The organism is Pricia sp. (assembly GCF_041745955.1).
GTDB lineage: Bacteria > Bacteroidota > Bacteroidia > Flavobacteriales > Flavobacteriaceae > Pricia.
Genome location: NZ_JBGTHY010000377.1, coordinates 1 through 13,073, shown reverse-complemented (window position 1 = coordinate 13,073; position 13,073 = coordinate 1). Strand labels below are relative to the sequence as shown.

10 protein-coding genes and 2 pseudogenes are annotated in these 13,073 nt (G+C 44.6%); 9 read left to right on the top strand and 3 right to left on the bottom strand.

All coding sequences use genetic code 11. The features are described from left to right. On the bottom strand, positions 1-1,891 hold a 1,891-nt coding region (locus ACEW8S_RS13880; RefSeq protein ID WP_373518738.1), incomplete at its 3' end, for a chemotaxis protein CheB. Between the two features lie 637 nt (positions 1,892-2,528). Here ACEW8S_RS13880 and ACEW8S_RS13875 point away from each other — a divergent pair. The 5 genes and pseudogenes from ACEW8S_RS13875 (at position 2,529) to ACEW8S_RS13855 (ending at position 5,985) form a co-directional block, all read left to right on the top strand. After that, on the top strand, positions 2,529-2,984 hold the full coding sequence (locus ACEW8S_RS13875; protein WP_373518737.1) for a BLUF domain-containing protein: 456 nt from the start codon (positions 2,529-2,531) through the stop codon (positions 2,982-2,984). Positions 2,985-3,215: 231 nt separating this feature from the next. Next, positions 3,216-3,770 (top strand): annotated as a pseudogene (locus tag ACEW8S_RS13870) (phage integrase SAM-like domain and Arm DNA-binding domain-containing protein); the annotation flags it as partial. A gap of 54 nt (positions 3,771-3,824) precedes the next feature. Further along, positions 3,825-4,385 (top strand): site-specific integrase, encoded by a 561-nt coding sequence (locus tag ACEW8S_RS13865; RefSeq protein WP_373518740.1) that lies wholly within the window; start codon positions 3,825-3,827, stop codon positions 4,383-4,385. A gap of 80 nt (positions 4,386-4,465) precedes the next feature. Beyond that, a complete protein-coding gene (locus ACEW8S_RS13860; protein ID WP_373518736.1) occupies positions 4,466-4,756 on the top strand; it encodes a helix-turn-helix domain-containing protein in 291 nt (96 codons plus the stop codon). Further along, entirely contained in the window at positions 4,756-5,985 is a 1,230-nt protein-coding gene (locus ACEW8S_RS13855) for a type II toxin-antitoxin system HipA family toxin (protein WP_373518735.1), read from the top strand. The genes ACEW8S_RS13860 and ACEW8S_RS13855 overlap by 1 nt, the downstream gene beginning before the upstream one ends. 186 nt (positions 5,986-6,171) lie before the next feature. Here ACEW8S_RS13855 and ACEW8S_RS13850 read toward each other — a convergent pair whose 3' ends face one another. Both ACEW8S_RS13850 and ACEW8S_RS13845 read right to left on the bottom strand, forming a co-directional pair. After that, entirely contained in the window at positions 6,172-7,725 is a 1,554-nt protein-coding gene (locus ACEW8S_RS13850) for a M20/M25/M40 family metallo-hydrolase (RefSeq protein ID WP_373518734.1), read from the bottom strand. Between the two features lie 176 nt (positions 7,726-7,901). Next, a pseudogene (locus ACEW8S_RS13845) lies at positions 7,902-9,034 on the bottom strand (IS630 family transposase). A gap of 71 nt (positions 9,035-9,105) precedes the next feature. On the opposite strand from ACEW8S_RS13845, the gene ACEW8S_RS13840 reads away from it, so the two are divergent. The 4 genes from ACEW8S_RS13840 (at position 9,106) to ACEW8S_RS13825 (ending at position 13,013) form a co-directional block, all read left to right on the top strand. After that, positions 9,106-9,240 carry a BLUF domain-containing protein gene (locus tag ACEW8S_RS13840; protein ID WP_373518739.1) on the top strand — a complete coding sequence of 45 codons (135 nt, stop codon included), beginning with the start codon at positions 9,106-9,108 and terminating at the stop codon, positions 9,238-9,240. A gap of 211 nt (positions 9,241-9,451) precedes the next feature. After that, complete coding sequence (locus ACEW8S_RS13835; RefSeq protein WP_373518733.1) at positions 9,452-9,724, top strand: hypothetical protein; 273 nt, start codon at positions 9,452-9,454, stop codon at positions 9,722-9,724. A 645-nt stretch (positions 9,725-10,369) separates the two neighbouring features. Beyond that, positions 10,370-11,005 (top strand): DUF1080 domain-containing protein, encoded by a 636-nt coding sequence (locus ACEW8S_RS13830; protein ID WP_373518732.1) that lies wholly within the window; start codon positions 10,370-10,372, stop codon positions 11,003-11,005. 88 nt (positions 11,006-11,093) lie between these two features. Then, complete coding sequence (locus ACEW8S_RS13825) at positions 11,094-13,013, top strand: PVC-type heme-binding CxxCH protein (RefSeq protein ID WP_373518731.1); 1,920 nt, start codon at positions 11,094-11,096, stop codon at positions 13,011-13,013. Positions 13,014-13,073 lie beyond the last annotated feature (60 nt).

Below are 13,073 nucleotides of genomic sequence, written 5' to 3'. Positions count from 1 at the left end.
GGCCGTCCTTTGGGCCGAGATCGTGGAAAAGAACCAGATAATGGGGCTCTACAATATTGGGCAGGGGGATGGCCTCGATACCTATGGTCCGTGTGCCCGTTCCATCAGTCGGTACCTGTATATTCTTTTTTTCGACGGCCCCGTTCTCCTTCTTCGCCCTGTGCAGAATGTTGCGCAGCTCGAAGGCCAGGCCCTGTTTGGCCATCTTCAACAGGTTGAGACTGGCCTTGCCCGGCGCCGGTTCCAGGTAACGGCCCGTATTGCCCCTAAAATGGACGATGTCCATCGCCTCGTTGATGACTACCCCGGCAGGGGTGGACCTTTTGAGCATGATATCGTCGGCGGTCTTTTGAAAATCCGTACCGATGGTCCCGGTCTTTCCGTTCCCGCCCAGGTCCGTAAAACTTTGCTCGCTTCGTCGTCCCGTGGTAGGTACGGAATGACCCGTCACCGCTTTGCGGGAGTACAGCTTATGTTTTTTGTCGATAGCCGTAAAATGGGCTGGCACCCCACCGGTCGTTTCCGATTTTCCCAGCCATAGGATACCTTTTGGGTCCAGTGCGTAGTGAAAAGTGGTCAGGGCCTTTTTTTGTAGGTAGCCCCCCATGTAGATAAGTACGTTGCGGCAACTTATCAGGTCCATCCTGCCAAAGGGCGGATCTTTCAGAAAATCGTGTACGGCGAATACGCAACTGTCCCTGATCGGCCTGTTGACCTGGTAGCCGCCATTGTTCTTGGTAAAATAAGTCTGTAGCCGTTCGGGGGACAGGCCCTTTACATCGCTTTTGGAATACATGCCCGATCTTGCCTTTGCAATGGCGGGTGCGCTGATATCGGTAGCGAACACCTGCACTTTTTTAGGGGCATCCTTGAATTGCCTGTGTCCCGATAGTTCATGTAGGGCCATGGCGATGGAATACGCTTCCTCGCCCGTACTGCAGCCCGCCACCCAGACACGGACGGGCCTGTCGGAAGTTTTGTTTTCCAGTATCCTTGGAAAAACGGTGGTATCCAGTCCATCGAAGATCTCGGGATCCCTGAAAAAATCGGTCACCGGTATCAGCAGGTCCATATACAGTTTGTCCTGCTCCTGTTTGTCCCCTCTTAGATATTTTAGGTAACCGGTCGGTTCGCCGGTCTTGGCAATGGCCATCCTACGGAGTATCCTTCTGCGTATCGTGGTCTGCTTGTAGTACGTGAAATCGGTGCCTTTGTGTACCCGCAACAGCGAGATGATCTGTTTGAAGACCGCATCTTCCTTTTCCGGGGCGTACCCTTCGCCGTTGGTGATTTGGGTCACTTCCAGCAGTTTTTGCGGTATTTCCGAGGGAGGGAGTACAAAATCCACTACCCCCGCCCGTACCGCGTTTTGGGGCATGCCGCCATATGCCGCCGATGCTTCGTCCTGTGCGAAGGTAATGCCCCCGTGGTCCTTGATCGCCTTCAGGCCCAAAGTGCCGTCGGTGGCGGTACCGGAAAGGACCACCCCGATAGAAAAGGATTGATGGACTTCTGCCAGCGACGTAAAAAAAAGATCTATGGGCAAATGGCGTTCGGTCTTGCTTTTTACGGGCCGAGGGCTCAGTTCCAGGACACCGTCATTGGCGATCATTATCCTGTTGCTGGGGATGATATAGATATGGTCGGGCGCTACCTTTATATCGTCCGTAACCTCCAGAACGGGGATAGGGGTCGTTTTCTGCAGCAGCTCCCGTAGCATGCTTTCGTGGTCGGGATCTAGATGCTGTACCAGCACATAGGCCATTCCGGAAGACTCGGGAATGGCCTTCAACAGTTGTTTGAAGGCATCGAGACCCCCGGCGGAGGCACCGATCCCTACTACCGGGAAAGCGTTATCCGATTTTATGAGCGTCTTTTTGGTTTTTTTCAAATCTTTGGTCTAACCGTTGAATATCATGTTTTTCGTAACGTTCTGTTTATTGGCCCGTTGCTCCCCAATCATAGGAAAAAGGAACGTTCCGTCTTTGTGGGAATTTTTATTTTAAAGGTAGGTAAAATAGAACGGGTTCGATCGTTACTGTCCAAGGAATCATTTTCCGTTCGGTACCGTTGATGGTACGGAACCTTTTCTGCCCGCGTTTTATCTATAATGTTTCCTGGTGGCGCGGACCCAGGGATCGGTGGGAGGTCGGGTTTTTCAAGTCCGGTAAATGTACTGAAAATTTAAGGGTGTTGTTACGGAATACTTTGGATTACAGGAGTTTCGGTCGGTTCCTTAAAACGGACATCCCAAGGCACATCCACTTTCTTACTTTTTCGTTCCTAGGATCGATCGTTTTTTTCCGGCGCTGATTTTAAGATCGCAATTATCCGTATAAATTCAGCACAATATGTTCCAACTGCAAAAAGCTATACAGTGGTAGTTCCCATGCCTCTAGGGGGAACTTTAGATGGTTCGGGAAGTTCTGGTTTCCCATGCCGTTGATCGTTGGCGAAAATCATCCAGTGCCTAAATCGTTAAATGGCCATATAATGAGTATTTTCAAGGACCGCAAAACAATACAGCTATGTTCTACCTCGTGTACATTTCTACCCCAGATCCCGGTTTCGGGGAGGCCCGGATCCGAGATATGCTGGAACGTTCCAGGGACTTTAACCGCAGCAGGGGCCTTACCGGGTGCCTGCTGAACTATCAAGGAATCTTTTTACAGTACCTGGAAGGAAGCCAAGTTGAAGTATTGGGGCTTTACGACGTGATCAAGGAGGACGATCGCCATTCGCAGGCCACCCTAATCTCGCATGGCTACATGCCTTCGAAGGAATTCGGCACTAATTGCATGGTCTACGAGAATTTCCTCGGGGCCGATAACAGGATGGAATATCTCGAACTTTTGCTCAGTTCCTTTATCGAAGACCCGGAAGCGCCGATCGACCCAACTCCCGCATCGAAAGGTTTTTGGGCCGCAGCAAAAAAGTTGCTGGACTCAAGGAACAGGGCCGACTATGTCACATCGGAAGAATGAAACAATGGCCGTGCGATTACATGTGTATTTTCGGAACATCCCTTAAAACAAACGTTATATGGTACAGACAAAGACCCCAAATCTTTCCATAATTACCTGCGCGTGGATTCTGTCCGGTTTTGAAGTGTACAGTTAGGGGGGGGTAAATACTTTTAATGTTCATTGTTGTACTATGTTCATTGACAATGAACAACATGGTAAGTATTAAGCTAAAACTGAAAAGCAAATTCCGAGGGCGAACATTCCATCGTTTTACAAGTACTAAAAGACCGGCAGAAAAAAATTCTAGCTACGGGCCTTTTGGTCAAAAAAGAACGATGGGATGATAAAGAGCATTGTTTCAAGACCAGACATCCAAATGCGATGCAGAACAATCGTTTGTTGGAAACCATTAAAATCAAAGCTCGCAATATTATTTCGGAATTTGATATAGAGGATATCAATTTTACCCTAAACGAATTTGAAAACCGATTTCGCTTTGGCTCAAAGCGAAGCAAAATCGATTTGTTCGAATTTTGGGATTCCGTGGTTAACGATTTGGTGCTATCCGGAAGGACGGGTTATGCCCGAAACAATCGGGATACCATTCGTTCCCTAAGAAAATTTCATAAAAAATCCGTTTTGCACATGAGGGAAATCAATGTGACCTTTCTTGATAAGTACGAGGTATTTCTTAGGAGTCGGGGAGGTTCAAATGGTGGCATTGCTGTTCGCATGAGAAGCTTACGAACCATATTCAACTTGGCCATTCGTCGCGATCTGATTAAGCAAAACCTCTATCCTTTCCATAAATTCAAAATATCAAAGCTTCGTGGCAAACGGATCAAGCACGTACTAACAATGGCAGAAATTGTTTCTTTCAAAAATGTTTATTGCGAAGGAGATGTTCAACTCATTAATGCAAAGAACTATTTTCTATTTAGCTTCTATGCCAGAGGCATGAACTTTGCCGACATGATGCGTTTAAGATGGTCGGATATAACCCAAACGCGAATCACTTATGCTCGAGCGAAAACCCAGGGCAATTTCTCCCTGAAGATTGTACCACCAGTAAGAGAGATCTTAAATTATTACAATGAAAACAGGAGGAATACCAAGTATGTTTTCCCAATTTTACTGCATGATTCTCTGACTCCCATGCAAATTGAAAATCGAAAGCATAAGATTCTATCACAATACAATAAAACACTTAAAATATTGGCACGGAAAGCGGGTATAACAAAAAATGTGAATAGCTATGTTGCGCGTCATAGTTTTACTATGTGCCTATGCGAGAAAGGTATTAGCATTGATGTAATCGGAGAGACACTTGGGCATCAAATTGTTTTAACTACAAAAGCTTATGTCCCCGAGTTTGGAGTTGAAGTATTGGATGAGGCTGTAGAAGTATTATTATGGTGAAATACTAAATATAAAAATAGCTAATATATTATCCATTTATCGTATATTAGAGTATTAATAGCTAATATATTATCCGTATTATGAATAAGTATAGTATCGACAAACTTCCTGGGGATGTCCGTTTAGAAATTGCGCGCAAACATAAAAATCTTCGGAAAAAGAAGGGGCTATCCCAAAATGAACTAGCAGAACGCTCGGGAGTATCCCTAGGCAGCTTAAAACGTTTTGAAACCAAAGGGCAGGTTTCCTTAGAATCACTTTTAAAGTTGGTATTTGTTCTAGGTCGGTTATCCGATTTTGAAAGCGTGCTTGAGCCTGACAAAGATCTTAAACATATTGAGAAATTATTTGATTCAAAAAAGAAAAGCTAATGGAACCAATCGAACAACTAGAAGTTTACCTTCGTTTTACGGACACCCCTATTACGGTTGGTCAAATGGTCTCCGACAATGGAACCATTTTTTTCAAATATGATGCTGCTTTTATAGAAAAAGGTTTAGCCATTTCTCCATTTAAACTAAAACTTTCCGATGCCATATTAACTCCTGAAACCCCTATTTTTGAAGGGCTCTTCGGTGTGTTCAACGATTCGCTGCCAGATGGTTGGGGTAGACTGCTATTGGACAGAACGTTATTGTCAAAGGGAATATCCTTAAATCAAATCACGCCCATGGACCGTTTAGCCTATGTTGGTTCCGGTGGCATGGGCGCTTTGACCTATAAACCAAGTCAAAACCCGGAATTTCATACCTACAAGCTTTTGGAATTGGACGAAATTTCCCGGGAGATGAATAAGGTTTTGGAGGGTACACCTTCCGAAATAATAGAAGAACTGTTTCATCTTGGAGGTTCTTCTGGTGGGGCTAGACCAAAAATTTTTGTAGGTTACAATGCTAAAACCAATCACCTTATCCATGGGCATTCGTCACTCCATGCAGCTTATGAACATTGGATAATAAAGTTTCCGTCGTCAACCGATCTGCCTGATATCGCCCAAATAGAATATGCGTATTCTAAAATGGCATTAGCTGCGGGTATCGAAATGTCGGAATGCAGATTATTCGAAGGTCCATCTGGAAAAAAATATTTTGCAACCAAAAGATTTGACAGAATACAAAATGACCGTTTGCACTTACATTCTGCAAGCGGACTTTTGAATGACAATTTTCGGTATAGCAATCTGGATTATGGCAATGTTATGGACTGCGCTTTTCGTCTTGAAAACCATGTGGCCGCCTATTCAAAAGTACTTCGGCTGGCTGCTTTCAATGTGTATGGCCATAATCGGGACGATCATAGCAAGAATATATCCTTCCTAATGAACGCTGCGGGAGAATGGAGGTTGGCCCCGGCCTATGATCTTACCTTTTCAAATTCATCGCACGGAATGCACAGCACTATGGTCGCAGGGGAGAGCAGAGCCCCTGGGCGGCAACATTTGTTGGAATTGGCAAATACCTTCGGAGTAAAAAACCCTGAAACTATTATTGATGAAGTAAAAAGTGCTATTGCCGACTGGAATATTTATGCCAAGGATTCAGCCGTTAACAATGATTCCAAAAAATTAATTGAAAAAGCAATGACGGAAATCAGCAAGTGATAGAATACGGGTTGTGGTTGATTTTGTTTAAACAGCGGAATAAGATTACTAACCACAACCGGTATTGCGCGGAACCGGAAGCTCTTATTTTTGAGTGAATGTAGCCTGTGATAAATTATCAATGATAAAATTCTTTAGAAAAATCCGAATCCCCCTTATAGAAAAAAATAAATCACGAGTTAGCCATTAATCTTTCCTTGGCAAACGCGAATCCATCTCTGCAATTTGATAAACAAGAGCTGCAATTACTGTTGCATTGATCATCAAATCACGTTCTGGAACATATTCTAAAGCATCCAAATTAGTGTGATGCGTTACTGTATAATAGTTTAACTCATCTTGAATTATCTGAAATCCAGGTATCTTGTAATAATCGAAAACATCATGATCTGTAAAATTGGTGTTTTGAATAGTGAGATTATTAACATCTAAATGCTCATAGGGTTCTAACATTGCTTCAAAAATAGGTTTTACCGCTTCGTTTCCTTGCAAATATATACCTCGCATTTGGCCAGCACCATTGTCCATATTTATATACGCCGAAATTTTTTCAACTTCTTTTTTTCTAGTAGTTTCCTTAATTTTTCCGTAGTGATTTTCCGCATATGCCATAGAACCTAAATACCCTTGCTCCTCGCCCCCCCAAAGCGCGATTCTAATAGTTCGTTTTGGTTTCAATCCAGATGCTTTGATAATTCGCATAACTTCCATCATAACCGCCGAACCTGCTCCATTATCCGTTGCTCCGGAAGCAGCATGCCAAGAATCAAAATGAGCACCGATCATAACAACTTCATCTTTTAATTTTGGATCCGACCCTATAATTTCCGCTATAATATTTACATTATTTTCAGGTTTTAAATAAAGTTTGGTCTCTAAATGGAATTTAATCCTCGGATTGATTTCTCTTTCTACTAAGCGTTTTAATTTTCCGAAACTTTCTGGCGAAATTGCAAAATATGGAATTGGCTTTATATGACTTTCTCTATAATTATAAGTACCACTTGGATGAATAATTCCTGGAAAAAAAGGTGTAGTTCCTAAAATACATAAAGCTCCTTCTGCCATTAAGAATTCAAAAAAGGCATCATCCATTCTCATAAAACTTTCAAACAAAACCTCCAAATCTTTTACTAAATCAAGATCCATAGCAGATGGGTCCAAAGGATTACTTGGTACGGGCACAATTGATTTTTCAGCTTCCTCGATTTCGTCTTCAGTAAATCGTTTTGAAAGTGCATTAAATAACATATTTTGTTTAGGAGGGAATCCCATCAGAATTGTCTTTCCTTGTAATTTTCCGCTCCATTGTTTTTTTACATTTTCTAAATCAGAATAGCTTTCAATCCAAATCAAATCACCTTTCTGCACCCCATTTGAGCTTTCTGTCCACGCGTAAGGATAGGCTTGTATTTTCATATAAGCAGGTTCTGTCATTTCTGCATTAAATGATATTACTTCCCAACCCATACAATCATCACAATAATTTTCGAAATAAACCTTATCGACTCCCCAGTTTTCCATGGTTTTCTTTGCCCATTCCGCTGCGGTGTAATATTGATCCGTTCCTGTTAACCGAGGACCATAAACATCCGATAATTCAGAAACTAAACTCATAACTTGTGACTTCTGAAAGCCTTCTGTATTGATTTTAGAAAGTGCTTGCGGGAGGTTTTGGCCAATTACAGTGAAGCCAACTAAAAGAAATGCTGTAATAAGAATTTTAGAAAAACATTTCATGTCGCGAAGAATGATTTATTTGGTTACAATGTGGTTAAATTAATGAATATTAACGAAAGCACAACAGCCTATAAAATTAATTGCCAGTGCAAGTCTACACACGAAAATGTTTGTAGATTTTCTATTCAGTTTTTATTTGCGAAGTTATGTGCTTAAACAACGTAATTAGTGTTATGTTAATCATTAATTGACGGGTAAAATCGTTTTAGTCTTATCCTCGATTCTTTTGTCGTGAACTGCCAGGTTATCTTGCCCCCTTTGTTGTTCCTGCTGTCCTGCTAGGCATTTATCTCTCTTTTTATTACATCCATTGTGGAGATGAGCCGATTAAGACATTGTCCGTTGAGCACGTGAAGCTCTATCTCTGCCATGTTCAACCAACTTCCATGTTTGGGCGTGAACACGAATTCGAACCTGTCCCATAGCCTTTTGGCCTCTTCCGGTTCGAACGTTTCATAAAAGGCGGAAGCTGCGTGTGTGCCGAAGTTGTCCATCACAAGTGTTATTCTGTTTGTTTCCGGATATTTCTCGTCCGCCAATCTCTTGATGAACTCCGCCCAGTCCTATTTTGTTTTGTGCTCCGTCACTTCCACCAAACGTTTGCCTTTCAACGGTTCGTTCGCCATGAATATATTGACCGTTACATGCCTTACGTACTCATAGTCCACCCGGGCTTCCTGGCCCGGTCTCATCGGGATGGAAAGCTGGCCCGCCGAGATCAATTGTTTCGGGGACTCGTCCATGCACACTACCGGGTTTGCTTCATCGTAGGGCCTTTTGTAAACGTCCAGCACCCGCTCCATGTTCGCCACGAACTCGCCGTTGCTTTTCGGTGGTATGACCCGGCCCTTTACTTTCCAGGGCTTAAGTTCGTTTTTTTTAAGACCTCCCCGACCGAGACATGGGAGATGCTTGGCACATGTTCCAACTCGACCATCCTGTCGGCCAACAACCTCAAAGACCATTTTGCAAAACCCGGGGGCGGCTCGCTGCAACACAACTGGACCAGTTTCGCCTCCACATCGCCATCTATTTTCCTTTCATACACCCGAGTGCTCGGGCGGCGTTCGAGCACCGCATCAAAACCTTCTTCCACGAACTTTTTCTTTACGCGGTCTATGGTGCGCATGCCTACCTTCAAGACTTTGCTGATCTGTTCGTTGGTTACCTTTTCAGAATGATCGCCTTCATCGCAATTTAATAAAATGTAGGCGGCACGGAACTTCTGGGTGGTATGCGAGCCTTTGTTGATTATCGCCCTCAACCCGTTTACTTCTTCTTGGCTTAATTTAATAGTGTACCGTATCACTGGTTTTTTATTTAAAGGTACAAAATTAAATTTAATACGTCATAATAAAGTTAACTTAACACTAGTAAGGAATTACTGGCTGTCTAATATATTACATGGGCGTTTTCATACAGGTACTGGAGGGCGAGAAATTTAATGTACTCCGGCTCTTTAAAATAATAAAGAAGGACAAGAGACATTGTGAGGTACACCTTTTCGGACGATGAGATAGGGATTGGGCCATGGGAAGGGTAGCCGTCACCAGCGGCCATTTAGTAGTGTTTTTGTGTAAAGTATAATTTTTCTGGGTTTGTTTGCACTATGTCTCATGGGAAACAGTTCCATAAAACGTTTGTTTATAATATTCTGAAATAAACTCCGAACCGGCTTTGGGATTTTCAAAAGGTAGCGGTAATTTGTAGGAAAAAGGACTGAAATTTGAAAGAGCCATTGATTTATTTAGTGGATAACGATCTGATCTCGAAATTCCAAATCGAAATAAGGATACGCCAATCTAAAAGACCCTGTAGGATTATAAGTTTCGGGGATGCACTATCGGCAATGGGGATGCTCGATTCAAATTTTGGTCATGAACAGGGCCTGCCGGATATTATAATCGCGAACTTTGATTTACCGGGCATGGACGGACTGTCGTTTTTAAAGGCGCCTTTTTACTTAGCCGGAAGTTGTACTTCTACCTTTAAACTGTAAAGTCTGATTATAGGTGGGATTATTTTCAATGTTTCGCATACGGACTGTGGCGGTTTTCGGAGCACTTTCCTGTCCGGCTCAAACGAGCTTGGACATAGCCGAAAGCCTAACCCTAACTTTAGTCTGAACCAAGCTATATGCATTATTAAAGACGTTCCTGTTAGACCGTACCGACCACACGAACGCTTAGTTGTTGTGTAAAGTTTTTTACGAGTCCAGTTGGTCCTGTCCATCGTCAGCCCGACCCTGTCCTTTTCGGGCAGTGGGCCCAGACCAAGCGGGGGATGTCGCCGTCCAGGGCGTAGCCCGCCACGAAGCGCCGGATCCTCCTGAGTGCGAGGAACCGGAAGGGGCGGTATGGTCGAAGGCTTTCGCCAGCTTCTCGAAGGAAACGGCGCGCACCGTGCACACATGAAGTGGGCCATGAGGCGTAGCCTTGTCAGGTCGATTCTTCCCTTGATATGTGTATCGAATATTGCCGTAAATTCGCTATTTTTAACGCAAGCATTGATTGTCTTCATTAGAAAAATGAGTGATATTATTTTAATATTTAATCCGTTTATTTTCAATGGCTTATATTTTTGTCATGTGTTAAAGTCTACGTCTTAAAAAATCCAAAATTTATTTTAGATCAACCCGGACCTAATGAAACATTTTCCCTATTGTTCATTTCTACTGTTTTTCTTTATTTTGGCCTGTAAAAGCCCTTCGGACGGACCGCATCGGATTTTCGACGGAAAAACCTTCGCGGGTTGGGAAGGTGATACCATAAATACCTGGCGTATCGAGAAAGGAACGCTCGTCGGTGGATCGCTGGAACATACGGTACCCCACAACGACTTTTTATGCACCGAACGTTCTTACGTCAATTTCATCTTGACCCTAAAAATAAAACTAACGGGCGTTGAAGGTTTTATAAATTCCGGAATTCAATTCCGAAGCGAACGCTTAACCGATCCCGCGTATGAAATGACCGGCTATCAAGCGGACTGGGGCGAGGGATATTGGGCCAGCCTCTATGACGAATCGCGCAGGAACAAGACCTTGGCACCCCAAGATTCGACCCGGATACTTCAATGGATCAAGAAAGACGATTGGAATGATTATAAAATACACGCCGAAGATCGCCGTATACGATTGTACATCAATGGCCACCGAACCGTTGATTATACCGAAGAAGATACGGGCATTCCACAATCCGGCCTTATCGGTTTTCAGATCCATGGTGGCGGCAAGGCAAAGGCGGCCTTTAAGGATATCCATCTTGAAGAACTCAAATAAGCAAACCCTATAAAACACAGGACCGACTGCCCTTAAATTCAAATAAAGCTTTATGAAATACCGCTTAATAACAACCTTATCTTTCTCAATGTTTTTAGTTTTCCTATCCATCGGTTGCCGTACCGAAAAAAAAGGGGAATCGGCCGAAAATCGAATCCGGGACTCCACGATTATCGATCGTGAGTATCGCCTAGAGGCGAGCATGCTGGGTTACTTTGCACCTGACGGCACCAGAAACCCGACCTTAAAGGCGAACGAAGGCGATCGGGTACGCATTATCATTACCAACGGTGAGACCATGACCCATGATATCGCCATGGAAAAACTGGGTATCAAGAGCGGCACCTTGCTCGAAGAGGGCTCCACTACCGACATAACGTTTTGGGCAAAGACCGATGACACCTACTATTGTACCGTTCCCGGGCATCGTGCAGCCGGAATGGTGGGACAATTTCAAATCGTTGAGGGCGATATATCCGCCCCTGTAATCGCCGGTATCGTACCTATGAAAAATGGAAAACCTCTCAATGTCGGTTTCGAAAGGGGCAATCTCAGTGATTGGAAAGCAGAAGGGGAGGCCTTTAAAGATCCGCTCTTCAACCGGCCTTCACCGGTGCATGAAGAAGATGCCCAAATCGGTTTCGACGGGGATTTCTTTTTGAGTAGCGGCGGGATAAAAAATTACAAGCAGAAAGGTATACTAACTTCGGTAACTTTTGAGGTCGAGTACCCCTTTGCCTCCTTTCGGGTTTCCGGGGGAGCCTTGGCCGATACCCGCGTAGAGCTCGTGCTGGCCGGATCGGATGAAGTCGTTGTCAAATCGACAGGGCAGGGACGTGCTACCATGCAGCCGGTAGTGGCCGACTTGGCCGACTTGGCCGACTATTTGAACAAGGATATTTTCATCCGTGTTATCGACAATGAAACCGGAACTTCGCCCATACCTTATATCGGTGATGATACTTGGGCCCATATCAGCTTTGACGATTTTTTGTTTTATCCCGGTCGCCCAAGTTTTCCCAATCAACTGTATCAAGAGGATATCATTGTAATGCCCCCATTAGATCCGGTTCTCAATTCGGGGCTATCAGGCAAAGAGGCGGCCGAGGCCATGACCCTTCCCAAAGATTTCAAGATCACGCTTGCGGCCTCCGAGCCCGATATAGTGCGCCCCATTAGTTTTACACTGGATGCACGGGGAAGATTATGGGTCGTAGAAGGGCATACCTATCCCGTTCCTGCGCAAGAAGGTAAGGGCAGGGATCGTATTCTTATTTTTGAGGATACCGACGGCGATGGTACCTTGGATAAAAGAAAAGTGTTTATCGAGGGACTGAACTTGGCCAGTGGTATCGAAGTAGGCATGGGAGGTGTCTGGATAGGTGCGGCACCCTATCTGTTATTTATTCCCATCGATGCAGAAAATGACAAGCCCGCCGGGCCACCGGAGATATTGCTCGATGGATGGGGATTGGACGATACCCATGAAGTACTGAACAACCTGCGCTGGGGGCCCGACGGTTGGCTCTATGGGGTACACGGCGTGTTCACGCATTCCAATGTAGGAAAACCGGGCGCCCCAGATGAAGAGCGTACGAAGTTGAACGCCGCGGTATGGCGCTATCATCCTATCCGCCATGAGTTCGAGGTCTTCTCGGAAGGTACGAGCAACCCCTGGGGAATAGATTTTAACGACCATGGGCATCCCTTTATCACCGTATGTGTCATTCCGCACATGTTCCATATCATTCAAGGGGCGAGGTATCAGCGCCAAGGGGGGGAACATTTCAATCCCTATACGTATGATGACATAAAAACCATTGGTGACCATGTCCATTATTTAGGGGACCGAGGCCCACATGCCGGTAATTTTCGGTCTGCGGCGGCCGGGGGCGGCCACGCCCATGCCGGTGCCATGATATATCTGGGGGGGCGATACATGGCCCAAAGAATATCACAATACCATTTTCATGAACAATATCAACGGGGCAAGGCTGAACAACGATGAGCTCACACGTTCGGGCTCGGGCTACATCGCTTACCACCGTGACGATTTTTTGGTCATGAA